This window comes from Flavobacterium hercynium, from assembly GCF_002217285.1.
Classification (GTDB): Bacteria; Bacteroidota; Bacteroidia; order Flavobacteriales; family Flavobacteriaceae; genus Flavobacterium; species Flavobacterium hercynium.
In genome coordinates, this window is record NZ_MUGW01000022.1 from 122,242 (window position 1) to 138,170 (window position 15,929).

General features: G+C 33.3%; 15 protein-coding genes. 9 read left to right on the forward strand and 6 right to left on the reverse strand.

The window, feature by feature from the left end; all coding sequences use genetic code 11:
• Window positions 1–120: 120 nt before the first annotated feature.
• Genes B0A66_RS11680 through B0A66_RS11690 form a run of 3 tightly spaced genes read right to left on the reverse strand, consistent with a single transcriptional unit; the run spans window position 121 to window position 4,509 of the window.
• Window positions 121–471 carry a hypothetical protein gene (locus tag B0A66_RS11680; protein ID WP_089050015.1) on the reverse strand — a complete coding sequence of 117 codons (351 nt, stop codon included), beginning with the start codon at window positions 469–471 and terminating at the stop codon, window positions 121–123.
• An 8-nt stretch (window positions 472–479) separates the two neighbouring features.
• Complete coding sequence (locus tag B0A66_RS11685; RefSeq protein ID WP_089050016.1) at window positions 480–1,319, reverse strand: hypothetical protein; 840 nt, start codon at window positions 1,317–1,319, stop codon at window positions 480–482.
• 4 nt (window positions 1,320–1,323) lie between these two features.
• Window positions 1,324–4,509, reverse strand: a complete 3,186-nt coding sequence (locus tag B0A66_RS11690; protein ID WP_089050017.1) for a contractile injection system protein, VgrG/Pvc8 family — start codon at window positions 4,507–4,509, stop codon at window positions 1,324–1,326.
• A gap of 588 nt (window positions 4,510–5,097) precedes the next feature.
• Between B0A66_RS11690 and B0A66_RS11695 the strand changes: the two genes are divergently transcribed.
• From B0A66_RS11695 to B0A66_RS11705, 3 genes are all read left to right on the forward strand, one after another.
• A complete protein-coding gene (locus tag B0A66_RS11695; protein ID WP_089050018.1) occupies window positions 5,098–5,337 on the forward strand; it encodes a DUF7218 family protein in 240 nt (79 codons plus the stop codon).
• Window positions 5,338–5,373: 36 nt separating this feature from the next.
• Window positions 5,374–6,462, forward strand: a complete 1,089-nt coding sequence (locus B0A66_RS11700) for a DNA topoisomerase IB (protein ID WP_089050019.1) — start codon at window positions 5,374–5,376, stop codon at window positions 6,460–6,462.
• A gap of 164 nt (window positions 6,463–6,626) precedes the next feature.
• Complete coding sequence (locus tag B0A66_RS11705; protein ID WP_089050020.1) at window positions 6,627–7,274, forward strand: DUF5661 family protein; 648 nt, start codon at window positions 6,627–6,629, stop codon at window positions 7,272–7,274.
• A 71-nt stretch (window positions 7,275–7,345) separates the two neighbouring features.
• On the opposite strand, the gene B0A66_RS11710 is transcribed toward B0A66_RS11705, so the two are convergent.
• The gene (locus tag B0A66_RS11710; protein WP_089050021.1) at window positions 7,346–7,756 is read right to left on the reverse strand and encodes a hypothetical protein; all 411 of its coding nucleotides are present in this window, start codon (window positions 7,754–7,756) and stop codon (window positions 7,346–7,348) included.
• 190 nt (window positions 7,757–7,946) lie between these two features.
• Between B0A66_RS11710 and B0A66_RS11715 the strand changes: the two genes are divergently transcribed.
• The 3 genes from B0A66_RS11715 to B0A66_RS11725 all read left to right on the forward strand — a co-directional run bounded on the left by B0A66_RS11715 (window position 7,947) and on the right by B0A66_RS11725 (window position 10,079).
• Window positions 7,947–8,552, forward strand: a complete 606-nt coding sequence (locus tag B0A66_RS11715; RefSeq protein ID WP_089050022.1) for a YciE/YciF ferroxidase family protein — start codon at window positions 7,947–7,949, stop codon at window positions 8,550–8,552.
• A gap of 94 nt (window positions 8,553–8,646) precedes the next feature.
• The gene (locus B0A66_RS11720; protein WP_089050023.1) at window positions 8,647–9,378 is read left to right on the forward strand and encodes a DNA-formamidopyrimidine glycosylase family protein; all 732 of its coding nucleotides are present in this window, start codon (window positions 8,647–8,649) and stop codon (window positions 9,376–9,378) included.
• On the forward strand, window positions 9,375–10,079 hold the full coding sequence (locus B0A66_RS11725; RefSeq protein WP_089050024.1) for a DUF72 domain-containing protein: 705 nt from the start codon (window positions 9,375–9,377) through the stop codon (window positions 10,077–10,079). The genes B0A66_RS11720 and B0A66_RS11725 overlap by 4 nt, the downstream gene beginning before the upstream one ends.
• A gap of 68 nt (window positions 10,080–10,147) precedes the next feature.
• Here the strand turns inward: B0A66_RS11725 and B0A66_RS11730 are convergent, their stop codons facing one another.
• Window positions 10,148–10,648 (reverse strand): pyridoxamine 5'-phosphate oxidase family protein, encoded by a 501-nt coding sequence (locus B0A66_RS11730; RefSeq protein ID WP_089050025.1) that lies wholly within the window; start codon window positions 10,646–10,648, stop codon window positions 10,148–10,150.
• A 191-nt stretch (window positions 10,649–10,839) separates the two neighbouring features.
• Between B0A66_RS11730 and B0A66_RS11735 the strand changes: the two genes are divergently transcribed.
• Window positions 10,840–11,271, forward strand: a complete 432-nt coding sequence (locus B0A66_RS11735; RefSeq protein ID WP_089050026.1) for a response regulator — start codon at window positions 10,840–10,842, stop codon at window positions 11,269–11,271.
• 51 nt (window positions 11,272–11,322) lie between these two features.
• Here B0A66_RS11735 and B0A66_RS11740 read toward each other — a convergent pair whose 3' ends face one another.
• Window positions 11,323–14,136: a PAS domain S-box protein gene (locus tag B0A66_RS11740; protein ID WP_089050027.1), complete on the reverse strand. Its 2,814-nt coding sequence runs from the start codon at window positions 14,134–14,136 to the stop codon at window positions 11,323–11,325.
• Window positions 14,137–14,374: 238 nt separating this feature from the next.
• On the opposite strand from B0A66_RS11740, the gene B0A66_RS11745 reads away from it, so the two are divergent.
• Window positions 14,375–14,719, forward strand: a complete 345-nt coding sequence (locus tag B0A66_RS11745; RefSeq protein ID WP_089050028.1) for a hypothetical protein — start codon at window positions 14,375–14,377, stop codon at window positions 14,717–14,719.
• A 296-nt stretch (window positions 14,720–15,015) separates the two neighbouring features.
• Window positions 15,016–15,846 (forward strand): hypothetical protein, encoded by an 831-nt coding sequence (locus B0A66_RS11750; protein ID WP_089050029.1) that lies wholly within the window; start codon window positions 15,016–15,018, stop codon window positions 15,844–15,846.
• Window positions 15,847–15,929: the final 83 nt, after the last annotated feature.

The window sequence follows — 15,929 nt, forward strand, 5'->3', positions numbered from 1 at the left end:
AATTATTCAGAACCTATCAGAATTGGTTTACAGTATTTTTAAATAATGTTACAGGATTCAAATATGTTGCTTTTTTTGCTTTTTGCAAACGCGTACAAATACGGGTTTTGTGAAATCAATTTATAATTGCTTTTTTCCTTGCAGGTTAAATATCACATCCCAAAAATCTTCACCGTTTTTTGTGTCGCCATACTTGGTATACCATTCTTCTTTAAAGACTTCCCATTCAGTTTCAGTATATCCTTTGCTTTTATCAGTTTTAAAACAGGAGCTGTCTTCTTCTTTTGGCGAAATAATAGGTTCCTTAAAAGCAGGTAAAGTATCTAACGAAGAGGAATCGGTATTGCTTTCCTTATCTTCATTAAAATCTTCTTTTTGTCCTTCATTTTTTGCATTTTCGTATGCTGTTTTAGTTTGGCTTGTGCCATAATACAATGCTATCAAGCATAACAATAGAAATATCTTTTTCATTTTTCTTTTTACTTGTTAAAAATATTATCCCAAAAAAAGTTTCTGCCGTTTTTTTGTTCTTCATCTTTTCTATGCCATTCTTCTTCAAAAATCTCCCATTCTTTTTTAGTGTAATGTTTGCCTTTATAACTTTTATAATAAGCGTTGTCTTCTGCTTTCTTTTGTTTTAAAACTTTTAGATATTCATAAATAGGTACTTTAGGTTTCGCGCTTCTGGTAGGATAAGAAGTTATGAATAATGTCTCTCCTGTTATACCGTCTATTAAAAAATATTCCCATTTAGCATCAGGATATTCTTTAGATCGCAGATAAACTTCATAAATAGGTTTGCCTATCTCTTGATCTACATGTCTGCTAACAATACTTTTTTGTGTTCTGTCTTCTAAATCAGCACCATTCTCATTTTTGATTTTTTCAATGAGTTGTGGTAATGTAAAAAGATAAGGTTTGTCATTATTAACTTCATTAATAAGTAGACCGGTTTCATCGTACGTTTTAGTTATTCCTATCGAAAATTGATAAAACTGCGTAAGGAAAATGCGCATAAGGCTTGTTTTTTTATCATAGACAGCTGTTTTTTTATATGTGTTTAGTATTGAGCTTCTTTCTACCTGTATTTTATCGTCATAGTATGATAGACTTAAACGTTCATTATCCTTTTTTAGAAATTTTTCATCTTCAGTTTGTGACCAGGCAGGGTCTGTTTCCCAGTCTTTGTATAGTTCAATGTTGAAATATTGCATTTTGTCTTTTTTGATTTGGTTTGTAGTTTTTTCAGTTACCGTTGTTGTTTGACTAATGCAATTACAGGTAGCCAGAATATAGAACAGCAATAGTGACTTTTTCATTTTATTACGTAATACTAGGATTTACAATTTTCCATTGGTAATACCATAAAGAGTAAGTGCTTTTATTATAAGCCATGATGTTAGTTGTAGCGTGATCTGGATTACCTGTTTGTTGAAAATCAGTCTTAACTCCGCATGGAAATGTATATTTATATCCAGACTCAGTTAGTATTGCATGATCACGATGTGTGTGATAAAGTCCTAAGCCATGCATTGTTTCGTGATTTAAAGTATAATTATCACTTTTTGCTGTGGTAAATAAAACAGCATTGAATATTCCTATTTCTTGAGTTACTCCTTCAAAAGTTGGCTCGTTTGAAGGGATTCCAAATTTAAAAATAGTAAAATGGAAAGAGTAAAGTAGATCATAAGTAGTACCGTTCTGATCTTGTAAATCAAAAAAAAGATCCTTACAATCTGTAAATAGACTTTTTCTCAATAGACCGTTGCTATCCAAAGCTTTGATGAAGTCACCGTCTACATGACAGCCGCCAGGCATAAAATCAGGTTCAGCTGTTAAATCTAATTTTAAGGTTTCAATATTGGGTATACTAAGTGTTTGATAGAGCGTATTATATAGATTTATTTCTTCTAACGTAGTAAATGCCCCCTTATCTACACATCCTGGATTAGCTATCTCTGTCTTGACTTTTATCAAAGCGATATCTAATTCCTGGCGGATGTCATCATTGTTTTTAAGTATTTTTAATCTTCCAGCCAGTTTTTTATCTTGAACATTCGACAGCGTTGCAGCACTTGAAGAACTGGTAATAGGTTTAGGATACGCATATATATCAATATATTCATCTTGATTTAAGTCCTTTAAGCAGGTAACAGTGATGCTAATTTTTTTATCTACTAATCCTTTTGTTTTATTTTTTTCAGACAAAACGTCTGTATCGATCTTTAATAAAGTTTTGTCATATTCAAATTCCAACTTCTCTAAGTCTTCTTCGATATCGATAAGTAATCTTAATGTTGCGTAGTAAGGAGGTTTTACCAAGCGGCCTGGATTTAAAGATTGTACAAATTCCTCAGAAAACAGGGTTAAATACGGTACAAAATATTCTGCAGGCGAAGATGTTGCTCCAGCTACTGGTTTACGTGCAATAGGTATAGTCTCGTATTCTAATTTAAACTTTTCAAAAGCTTCTGCTTGGGTTAGGTCAGCTATGCCGTTTTTATAGCCGCTTTCAATAATGCTTTCATAATCGGATTCCATGCTTAAACCATTGTCTTTTTCGCGAAGCCAGTCAAAACCAAATTCTCCTCTCCAAAATTTATTAGGTCTAAAATGAACAACAGCAAGTTCGATGGCTTGAGTAGGAGCGGCATTTATTGTTGCAGGTGAGTTGGTAAAGCCGTTACCGCTGCCGCTATTTATTTTAGCGGTACCTTTGCTATTGATAATTGCTTCTTCATCGGAGTGAACTACTACCTTTTTTTTACCATGTGTTTTAACAACTTTTGCTTCGATATCAATCGTGTCATTACTATTTATTAAAACTTTACCACTGCATAGATTCATAAAACCCTTTATGACTTGCTTCATTTCTTTGCTGGTAACATAAATTTTATTCAGCGCATTAAGAACATAATCATTAGTGGTTATTTTAGTGCTGTCTGACGCATTAATAATCAGATTTTTAACATCAATATGCAGTGTGTCTGCTCTTAGTGTAATATTATGGTTGCCATCTAATTCGATTTTGTTGTTAGAAGCATCCTGAAGTAATACGCTTCCGGCGCTATCATTCATTGCCAATTGATTACCACTTCGGGTAGCTAGTACTTTCAGATCATTATTAGGTGTGCTGAAACCACTTTTTTGTTTCGTATTGGTCATAATTCCAGCAACAAAAGGAAGTTCCGCATTGTTTCCCTGAAATTCTACCAAAATGGTATCGCCAATTTCCGGTATTAGATGAGAACCTTTACTAGTACCGCCATAATTTTGTAGCAGTGGAATATAAGGTGTTGTTTTGTTTTTAGGTTCCTGCCACGGCATTTGTACCTGCACCGCGCTCAGTCCGTCTGGATCAGCATTAGCTATAACTATTCCGGTCTGACTAATACAATAGGGCAGTAAATCAGGATTGGTTTGCGGGGAAAATACGGAACCATTTAAGTTTACCGCTGTAAAATCATTTTCGTAACAACCTTCGTCTTCGCAGAAATGTTTAACGCTCGTTACGCAATATGAACTTTCGAGTTGTGCATCGACACCAGTTATGCGAACTGTATTGCCCAGTGTAATTCCCGCCACTTCACTTTTTACAGTTACCTGCATTAGTTTACCTAAAACAGATCGCATTTTGTTCTTGGAGTATTCTTCCAAAGCCGTTTTTCCGCTTCCGCCGGCAGAATTCTGATTCCGTTGTTGCTGTGCGGTCTGATTGAAAACAGTATTAGATTTGTTTAAAAAATTCTGCTGAAAACCATCACATTCGTTACGATAGTTTATAGTTTGATCTGTTGAATAATTTCCTGAACGATTGTCGTTTTCTATAACATCGAACTGAGCCGGTAATACTTTCATTTCATAACTAAATTCCTGCATATTGGCGCCGTATACTAATTTAGGTTCTCCTCCCGAAGTTCCCGGAGCGCCAAAAACCATAACACGGCCATTGTCATAAAAATAATGTCCGTATCGTTTCGCAATACGGTTTAAGAAATCAAAAGTACTTTCGTTATATTGGACTGTGTAAGGCAGGATGTTTTTGTAAAACGGAAAAATATTCATATCAATATCATAACCCGCCTTGACTTCGGTTACGATATCGTGTAGCGATTTTTGCGTAAAAGAATTACATTTTTGGCCATCATCTAAAAGAATAGAACGGCTATGCCCGGAAATAAATAATGTTTCTTCAAGATCGTTAAAACGGGATTTTTGTGTTTTGATTTTTGTTACAATGCCTGAAAAGTGCAATACATAATCATTGCGATTAGAGATAATCATCAAATCATCTAATCCCTCAATTGGTTTGATCTCGATTGTTACTTTTTCGCCATACAAGCGCTGCGAGACAGGCATGACGCTTTTAAATTCAGACACAAGTAAATCTTGTCTTATTTCTACCGAGAAGGTATTATGGGAGTGAATTTCCTGATTGATTTTTAAATTGCTGAAATTGTCAATTGTAATATCACCAATTGTAATGGTGGTACTAGTCTGTAATGCCATGTTAAGTAAGTATATTTTTGTGTTCTTCTAATTGTTTTGTAAACAAGATAATTTCTTCTTTTTTCTTGTTTAGAGTGATTCAGGGATAGTTTTTAGACAATATTTTATCTCTTTATATGGAATTTATAATTTAAAATAAGAGATATTTTGCTAAATCTGATAAGCGTATTGGAGATAATTTTTATGATATCTTCATCATATTTTTCTAATATAAATAGTCTTAATGTACTCATATATATAGTATTGTTTAAAGTTTTGTTGCAAACATAATATTCAAACTTTAAGTCAATTGCTGAGTGGTATTCAAAAAGAGAAAAGAAATATTGCTTAATTAATTCTCTAAATTAAGAAAAATATTTGTAGTTTTGGGTATAGATCTTATTATTTAACAAAAAATGTATAGAAATGCTGTGTAGGATATTTTTAGATAAAAACAATGTCTTTTAAGTGGAGAAGAGAAGATTAAAATCAAATGCTTGTCATATAGATAATTATGAAAGCTTCTAAAATAATTATGTAACAGATTTTTTATACGTTTTTTGCAATTTTGAGTAGAACATAAATCACTAATCTTTAAAAAAAATTATTATGCCTGATTCAAGAATTAAAAATGAAGAACAGTATAATGCCCTTATAGAAAAAGGGTACAGTAAAGAAAAATCAGCAAGAATTGCTAACTCACCCGAGGCTGCTGAAAAAGGCGGCAGAGCAAAACCTTATGAAGAGTGGAGCAAAGAGGAACTGTATCAACAGGCCAGAAAAGTAGGCATTCAGGGACGTTCTTATATGTCTAAAAAAGGCCTTATAAAATCACTACGTACTAATTAAAATTAGATTTAGAAAAATAAACTTCTCCACAAAATTATGAATATCAAAACCACCCAGGAAAAACTAATGGAGCAGTTGATACAAACGCCTCAATTAGTTTTAGAAAAATTAGATTTAATTTATGTAAATGATCATAAACTTACGATACACCGACTTCGAGAAGGTGAAAATTTTATCTATAAAAAAAATGGCAGGAGCATTACACGAAAAAGTGAATTAAAACGCTTTAACAGTTTAGTGCTTCCGCCGGCCTGGGAGAACGTTAGAATTACAGATTTAACCAATGGACATCTGCAAGCCATTGGAACTGATGTTAAAAATAGAAAACAGTATCGATACCATCCTAAATGGAATCTGATTCGAAATCAGACTAAGTTTTATAAAATTGCCGAATTTGGTAAATACCTTCCTAAAATTAGAGCACAGGTGGATCATGATTTAGAACAAAAAGAATGGTCTAAAAATAAAGTTATTGCACTTGTTATTAGATTAATGGAAGAAACACATATTCGAATTGGTAATGAAAAATATGCCAAAGACAATAAGTCATACGGACTTTCGACCTTACGAAAACGACACATCAACATCAATAAAAATTCGCTACGTTTTGAATTCGTTGGTAAGAAAGGAAAACAACATACCATAACAACAAGAAACAAACAACTTATAAAACTGGTGAGCCGATGCGAGGAAATTCCGGGTTGGGAAGTTTTTAAATATTATGATGAAAATGGAGAGCGTAGAGTACTTGACAGCAATATGGTGAATGAATATCTTCATGAAATTTCAGGAAAATATTTTAGCGCTAAAGATTTTAGAACCTGGGCAGCTTCTTTAATATTTTTTGAGACCTTAATGTCTATCGGAACCACGACAGAAGAAAAAGAAATTAAAAAAAATATTCTGGATGCTTTCGAGACAACAGCAGAAGCTTTGGGGAACACTAAAAATGTTTGTAAAAATTACTATGTACATCCGATAATTGTAGCTAGTTATGAAGATGGTTCCATCGAAAAACACTTCGAGAGGGCTAAAAAATGTAGAAGTAATCAAAAATACTTTTCGCATTCAGAGATTGCATTTTCAGAACTAATAGGAAATTTTCAGCCTGAATTTGAGATCTAAAACCGATTGAGATAAAATTTAAACCTTTTGAGTTAATGGCTTTTTATCTAAAATAGCAACTTTGAAGTATTGAAAAGGAATTCAAGATTAGGGGAAACTAAACGGCACATTATCGTATGATATATGTGTCGTTTTAATTTTTAAGAAATTATATTATATTTATTATGGGAACAAAAAGTGGTGTTTATCAAGATGTTTATATCAGAAGAGGAGATGAAATGGTAAGCCTGAAAAATGATGTAAAAGACTTTTGTGAAAAATACATCAAACCGGTTCATCCGGAAAATTGGGATTGGTCAGTACGAGATTTTGAAGATTCTGATAATGATCCTACAATAGAGGAGGCAAGAGCTATTGGTGCAGTCGTATACCGAGATTTAAACGAAAATAAAGATACAGATGTCGATCTTTCGACTATGAATAATGTTGAAGCTATTAAGGCTTATTTTAATCCAAATAGTAAAAACGAACGTTTTAATATGGAGGAGTTTGCCTTCGCCTTAAAAGTTGAATTGGAACACGGAAAAGTAAAAGATGTAAATGTAACCAACAATCATCCGTTTTTAACTGCAATGATTGCATTAGCGCACATGACCGAAAGCTTAACGTATTACAAAAGACTTGCTGTCATGGAAGCACAGGGAGAAATTTACGAAATCATGCGTAAAATCGAAAAATCAGATACTGGAAAAGAGGAATTGTATAAAGAATTAGGCAAAGCCGAAAAAGAACTAAACGAAGCCAGAGCAGGACTTGCTGAGCGTTTAGAAAGAATGGATGATATTCCGCCTTTAGAAAAAATTGGAGATTAAATTATCCCGAATTTCTAATAAAAAGAGCCGTTATTTTAGTAAATAACGGCTCTTTTTGTGTATAATAAACTTTATAGTTTTAAAGGATCATTTTCAGGATAATCTTCTCCGGAATCTTCTTCTTCAATTTCATCCTCTTCAAGATCGTCTTCTAAATCATCATCATCTGGATCTAAATCTTGTAAATCCTCGTCAGTTTCGGTAAATTCTTCATTGTCAGACGGATTGTAGATTTCATCGTTTAAATGAGCTTCGTCAGACGGATTATCAAATTCGTCGTTTCTATTGTTTTCATCTTCTTCAAATTCGCCCGGAGCAATAAAATGATGTTCTAAATCATCAAAATCTTCCTCTTTATTAATTCTTTCCTGATCCGGAATTGCTTTGTTAGGATTGTAACCATTTGTAGTTATAAATTTATTTTTGGTTTTCCCCAACGGGCGAAACTTTTGTATTCCTCTTGTTTGAATTGTAGTATACATGATATATAAGTTTTGTGGTTTCTGATACTCAAAGCTAAGCAGGGAACAATCTTTTTTGTTTACATAATTTTTATTGCTAATTCTATGATTAACATGTGCTTATGTTGTAATGAATGCGATAAAACGTATAACATATTCCTTTAGATCAAAAGTAATTTTACAACTATTAACAACAAACAAATTATACATCATGGAAACTAAAAGTAAAAAACAAACCGCGCCAAAAAAAACAGTGGCAAAAAAGACAGAAACAAAACAAACTGCTAAAAAAGGAGTTACAAAAGCAAAATCAAATGCTGCTTCCGGATTAACAGATCTTTTTGAAGATGGATTAAAAGATATTTATTGGGCAGAAAAAGCATTGGTCAAAGCACTTCCGTTAATGGCTAAAAATGCAACATCACCAGAACTTGTAGATGCAATAACGAATCACTTAACAGAAACCGAAGAACACATTACAAGATTAGAACAGGTTTTTGAAAGTATTGGAGTAAAAGCAAGCGCTAAAAAATGTGATGCGATGGAAGGTTTGATTGAAGAAGGTAAAAGCATCCTCGAAGAAACAGAATTGGGTGTTGTTCGTGATGCGGGAATTATTGCTGCAAGTCAAAAAATAGAGCATTACGAAATTGCAACTTACGGTACATTAAGACAATTTGCAGAAACACTTGGTTTTACAGAAGCCGTTGCTTTATTAGAGTTAACGCTTGATGAAGAAAAAGATGCAGATAAAAAACTAACAGACGTTGCTGTTAGTGCAATAAATGTAGAAGCTGCAGAAGAAGATGAAAACTAGTAATCAAAAAATAAACAATAAAAGTGTGGCTTAATAGCGGCACTTTTTTGTTTTTATAAGTAATTAAAAAAAGTTAACTCTAAATAAAAATGCTATGCCAGAAGGTCCTTCAATAGTAATACTTAAAGAAGAAACGCAGCAATTTTCAGGACAAAAAGTAATTGGTGTTTCTGGAAATAGTGCTATCGATATACAAAGAGCGAAGGAGAAAGAGATTAAATCTTTTAAAACCTGGGGCAAGCATTTTTTGATTTGTTTTGATGATTTTACAATCAAAATTCATTTGTTGATGTTTGGAACCTATCGGATTAATGAAAGAAAAGATGGTGAACCCAGATTACGTCTGATTTTTCAAAATGGAGAAATTAATTTTTATACCTGTTCTGTAAAAATTCTGGAAGGTGATATTGATTCGCATTATGACTGGAGAGAAGATGTAATGAATAAAAAATGGGATGCAGAAAAAGCAAAAAAAAGTCTCGAAAAAATTCCAAAGCAAATGATTTGTGATGTTGTATTGGATCAGAATATATTTTCAGGGGTTGGCAATATTATTAAAAATGAAATTTTGTACCGATGTTACGTCCATCCCGAATCACTAGTTGGAAAAATACCACCACTTAAAATAGAAGAAATAATAGATGAATGTTCGATCTACAGCTTTGAATTTCTGAAATGGAAAAAGAAATCGGAATTAAAAAAGCATTGGCTGGCCCACACGAGAAAAATTTGCTTACGATGTGATTTGCCAATTATTAAAAAACAAACAGGCGTAAAAAAGCGCAGAAGTTTTTTCTGTACCAACTGTCAAAATATTTATCAATGAAAAAGAATGTTTTAATAGGGTGTTCCAGTTACAATAATCGTTTTTGGAAAGGTATTTTTTATCCTGAAAATCTACCCGCTTCTAAATGGTTTGATTATTATTGCAAGCACTTCGATACCTACGAAATGAATGGAACATTTTATAAGTTTCCAACGCTAAAAGTGATGCAAAATTGGTATAAAAAAGTTCCGAAAGACTTTATTTTTGCTGTCAAAGCACCTAAAGAAATTACGCATATTAAAAAGTTTATTGATTGTGAAGCATTACTTTCTGATTTTTATCGTGTTTGCAAAGAAGGTTTACAAGAAAAATTAGGCCCGATATTATTTCAATTTCCGCCAAGCTTTGTCTTTACAGAAGAAAGACTTCAAACTATTGTAAAATCTGTAGACATAAGTTTTAATAATGTAATTGAGTTTCGGCATTCCAGTTGGTGGAATCAGGAGATTTGGACAAATTTAAAAGAAAATAACATAACATTTTGCAGCGTTAGTTATCCAGGATTACCGGAAGATATCTTAACAGCGTTTCCTTTGCTTTATATTCGTTTGCATGGAAATAGAAAATTATTTTATTCCCGTTACTCCCCGGAAGAATTAGAAATACTACAAAAGCAAACTTTAAATAAAACAGGATATATTTATTTTAATAATACTGCCAGTGAAGCAGGTATATTAAATGCTTTAGAACTAATGCGCTAACAAATGATTAAGTAAAAAAAGAGCACTTACTTTATGAAGTAAGTGCTCTTTTTTATGATTTGATGAATTTACAGTTGCAGAGAACCTTCAATACCATCATCCATTGTTTTTCCTGTTACGAAAGCTGTTGCCATTTTTGCGATAGCAACCATTTTTCCGTTTTTATTGTTCCAGTAATATCCGTCTTCCGGTACTACTTTTATAATGCTTAAGTTCGGATCATCTTCGCCGCCCGGCATCCATACTTTTATAATTGGATCCCAAAGTTCTTTTATCGTTTCTCTGTCATACGAAATACTTGCTGTACCATGTAAGGTTAAGAATTTATCGTGTGGCTCAGAGAAAAACAATTCTACTTGCGGATTTAGACTAATTTCTGCATTTTGGTTGCTGTTTCTGTCTGATAAAAACCAAAGCTGACCGTGGTCATCGATTTTCTGAACAGACATTGGGCGTGATTGCAATCTGTATTCATTATAAGTACAAAGCATACATGTTTTTATATTCTCTGCAAGATCTTTTATTTTATCTACAGCGAATTCGTTTGTTAGGTCTTTATGATCTCCCATGATGTTTAATTTTTAGTTAGAAATTTTAATTGTAAAGTTGCGTTTTTACTGTAGTTTTTAACTTATAGAATTTAATTTATTAGTTATGATATTTCAATCAAAAAAAAATTAGTCAGAATTTGAAAACAAATAAAAAGATCTATTTTATTTCGCTATCTTTGATCATTAAATGCCCTTTTTTAAATTCAAATATGACAGATTTAACTATATTTTATACAGACGACGATGAAGATGATTTAAGCATTTTTACGGATGCTGTAGAATCATTAACCAGAAAAATAAAACTGGAAACTTATAACGGAGGAGATAAATTATTAAATGCAATTTACAATCCGCCGCCAACACCTAATGTTGTTTTTTTAGATTTGAATATGCCCGGAAAAAATGGATTTGATGTCCTTGCAGAGCTTAAAGACTCTGATAAAAAAAATAACATTCCCATTATAATTTTCTCAACCTCAAACGAGCCTGGAATTATAGAGAAATGCCGTTCCTTAGGTGCTAATTATTTTATTACGAAGCCTATTCTAATGAGAGATATTATACAATCTATAGAACATGCCCTGAATATCGATTGGAGTAAGTTCGATCCCTCGCCTAAAAATTTTGTATACAAAGCATAATTTCATAAAAAATCAAAAAACGCCAAAACTCATTTAGTTTTGGCGTTTTTTTTATTCTGGTATATAGACATCAAAAGTAGCACCTCTTCCTTTTTCGCTATTGGCAAAAATTACTCCTTTATGATTTTCAACAATTTTCTTTACAATTGCCAATCCAATTCCGGTACCGGAGAATTCACTTTCGGTATTTAAGCGCTGAAATACTTCAAAAATTCGTTCTTTGTACGCGTCATCAAATCCAATTCCGTTATCTGCTATTTTTAAGTGATAATAGGTTTTATCGGGATGATCTATTTTAATATCTAATGCTGTGCCTTTAATTCTTCGGGCAGTAATTTCTACATACGGAGCTTCGTCTTTTTTAGCGAATTTTAGCGAATTTCCAATCAGATTATGAAGCAATTGTCTAAACTGAAAGGGCATAACAGTAGCTTCTCCAAGCGGATTAAAATTGATAATAGCATTGGTTTCTTCGATGCGTTCAGAAAAATCACTTTTAATTTCCTCGGCAATTTCATCCAAATTGGTCAAAACAAACACCCGATCAGCAGAATTTGTTCTCGAATAGGTAAGAAGGTCCTGAATAAGCGTTTGCATTCTTCTTGCCGAAACTTCAATGCGGTTTAAGTAGGTTTTGGCTTTCGCCGAAATGTTCTGCTCATCTAAATCTGATAAGCGGCTGGCAAAAGTCTGAATCTTACGCAAAGGCTCCTGCAAATCATGGCTTGAGATATAGGCAAAAGACTGTAATTCAATATTCATATTGATAAGGTCTCTGTTTTTGCTTTCCAGTTCAGCAGTACGCTCTAGTACCTGATTTTCGAGTTTATTGGTAAAGTCCTTCTGATCCTGAATGTCCGTACTTGTACCTACCCACATTTGTATATTCTGGTCTTTATCTCTTTGAGCAATCGCGCGGCTCAGTTGCCATCTGTATTCGCCATCATAACGGCGAAAACGATGTTCCAGTAAAAAATCTTCTCCGGTTCGTACGGCTTTCATCCACGCTTTTATGTTTTCTTCCCGATCATCAGGATGCACGATTTGCAGCCATCCGTTTTCCTCAATTTCGGCTTTAGATAAACCGGAATATGTAAAAACAGATTTGTTGTAATAGTTTAAATTACCAAGCGTATCACTTGTCCAGATATGCTGTGGCATAGAGTCGGCAAGAAGCCTGAATTTTTGCTCACTTTTCATCAAAACCTGTTGACTGTTTTTTTCATCCGTAATATCGATAATAGTACCAATCATTTTGACAGGTTCTTTATTATCATCAAAGAATATTTTTCCGTGCGCTTTGATCCAGCTAACAGAATGATCCGGCAGAATTACTCTAGCCTCATATTTGTAAATGCTGGTTTGCAAGGCTAAACTATACGCTTTTTCCAGTATAGGTTTATCTTCAGGATGTATCTGTGTTAAGATTTCTGATCGCAGTATTTTTCTGTTTTTTGGATGACCAAAGACTTTCGGTAAATTTTCAGAATAGATAAGTTCCTGAGTCGGAATATGTAAATCCCAGGTTACTATTTCGGCAATATCAGCAGCGAGACGCGCTCTTTCTTCTGCATCTTCTACTTTTTTTCTAGCATCTACTTTTGCTGTAACATCATTAACCGTAACCATGACACCGGAAATTTGTCCGGCTTTTTCGAACAATGGCGTGTATTGATAATCGAGGTAGAACTTCTCGAGTTTTCCTTTAACATCAACATAAGCAATAGATTCTATCTCACGAATAATCTTACCGTTAATAAGGACTTCGTTTAATAACTCCGGATATTTTTGTTCCAGTAGTTCCGGAAAAAGTTCCAGAATAGGTTTGCCAATAGTAAGTGTACGTTCTTTTTGCCAGATAAGATCCATCATTGTGGTGTTTGCCATTTCTATGATGAAATCTTTTCCTCTTAGAATTGTCATTGCGATAGGAGAGTCCATTACCAATTTTCGGAACGCTTCCTCACTTTCACTCATCAGATATTTTGTTCGCACCGCTTCAGTAACATCATTAGCAATCGCGACAATCCCTGAAATAGACCCATCAGGTTCTTTTAAGGCTTCATAGACAAAATCAATATAAGTTTCAACAATTTTACCTTTTCGGATTAAGCTAACGGGGCGTTCATAAGCTGTAAAGCGTTCTCCCGTCTGGTATACATGCAGCAGAACTTCTTCTAAACCTTGCCCTTTTACTTCAGGTAAGGCCTCAAAAATCGGTTTGTTAAGCACTTCATGTTCCTGACGTTCCCAAATTTCAAGCATGAGTTCATTTACAATTTCAACTTTATAATCGGTACCTCTAAAAACACACATTGCACTTGGTGTCTGCAAAAGGTTATTGCGATATCTGGCGTTGCTGTCTTCTAGTTTTTGGACTAATTTTATGTTGTCAGTAGTTTCATTACAAATCACCAAAACGCCAGCCGGTTTTCCGGTTTCATCATTTACCGGACTGTAACTAAACGTCCAGTAGACATCTTCTATTTTTCCGTTACGATATATAGGAAGTAGTAAATCTTTATGCCAGGTCGCTTCACCTTCAATTAAAACCTGATCGATAAGGGGTTTTATAAAATCCCAAATTTCCTGCCAGCTGTCTGCGCCTTTCTGACCTAATATAGAAGGATGTTTCCCATCATTACCCAAACTTGGACGATAAGCATCGTTATAAAAACAAACATGTTCCGGTCCCCAAAATAAGAACATAGGGAATTTTGAATTTAATAGAATTCCTAAAGTAGTGCGTAAGCTTTGTGGCCAGGTTTCTACTGCTCCAACGGCAGTTTTTTCCCAATCCATCAAACGGGTCAATGCACCCATTTCGCCTCCTCTCGAAAGGAAGTTATGATTATTATCGATCATGAAATTCGGTTTTGTTTTTCTTAAAACAATGTGTGGTATTATATTGTAAGCAATAAATATAATAATTTATAAGCTGAATATTACAATTGCGAAGATAAGGAAGCAAAAAATATATTACACAGTATAATTTTAATTGAGCTACAATTTGAATCTATAGAGTTAAGGATATCACGATTTAATTATGAAATTTGAAATAACATTAGATTGCAAAAAAAAGACTAACTAAAAATACAACATCATGAAAAACGAATTTTCAAAACATGAGACCGACTATATAAAGAAATATGAAGAAGAAGGATATACAAGCAATTTCTTGTTTAATGATAATTGTTTGATGGACTCTGCTACAAAAAACACATACAACCCTGATGAGGTATTTATTGTAGCGCATCACCGTTACGAAGGGATGAGTGATCCGGATGATATGTCTATTCTATATGTAATCGAAACGAAAGATAAAATTAAGGGAACACATTTAATGGGGTATGGCCCTACGGCGGATCTCGAAGAAGCAGAATTTTTCAAGGATATTCCCGAAGAAAATTATTCAACGAACTCAGATATAAACGAGCTTACTAAATAAGAGTTCTTAAAGTATGAAGTGTTTCAATACACTTATAAAAGGTCTAATTATTTTATTTTGCTGGGAAACAGTTATTTCAGATTCATTTTTGGAGTAGCTGTTTTTTTTTGTTTAAAAGAGTTGCTGTTAAACTAAAAATGGTTCAGGTCATAATTTTGAAATATATCGCGAAAATTGTATAACGAATTGATTAGCAATTAGTGTGAAATTTGAATTATAGAATACAAGAAAAACCAAAAGCAGATATTGTACGTAAATAACTACTTAACTGCTTTATTTTAAAACCAAAACCAAACATGAAAAAACTATACTTAAATACAGGAAAATTTGATACGATCTTTAATGATCTTAAAGATAGCTTTGGCGGTAAGCTTACCACTGAAAGTAACGAATACAATTTGACGATACAATCTAAATGGGCAAAAGGATCTATAAGCGGTATGCGTTTCGAAAAAGAAATGGCGTATATGCATTTTGACCTGACGTTTCATAAAGATGTTACTTTAAGTATGGAATCTTTTCAGACATCGCCTGTATTTTTCGTGTATTGCACACAAGGTGATGTTACACATAGTTTTGGTGCAACTGGCGTGAGAAAAAAAATGAAAAGTCAACAATCAGGAATTTTGGCTAATACATCTTCTATAAATAGTGTTTTATATTTTGAAGGTTTCAAGCGTACGCAATTTACCGTTATCGGAATGCCGACAAATGTCTCTGATAATGTTGTGAATGCTCAATTTATCGCTCAGTTAAAAAACAAATTTGTAAACGAATCGGGTAATTATATTTTCGTAGGACCGCAAAATTCAAAAATTGTTAACAAACTTCACGAGCTTAAAGCAATTTCTCAAAAAGGAACTGTCAAAGATTTATTGCAAAGAAGTATTTTGAATAGCGTTGTGGAAATGGAGATAGCGCAACATAGTAACAGTTTTGGTATGATGATAAATCCAATTTTAGATTTAGCCAACAGACAATTTGATGAAATCAAAAAATTATCGACAATCAATATCTATGATGTCATTAATGCTGCAGGGGTAATAGGCAGAAATTATTTGCCACGTGTTTTTAAAGAAAAATACCATGTATCGTACAAGCCATACAATCAAAAACTAGCTAGCTAATAAGCATTACATATACTAAATTTTGACTAAAAAAAACAGCTTTATAACAGAGCTGTTTTTTTTGTAGCTAATCCTGCTATCCG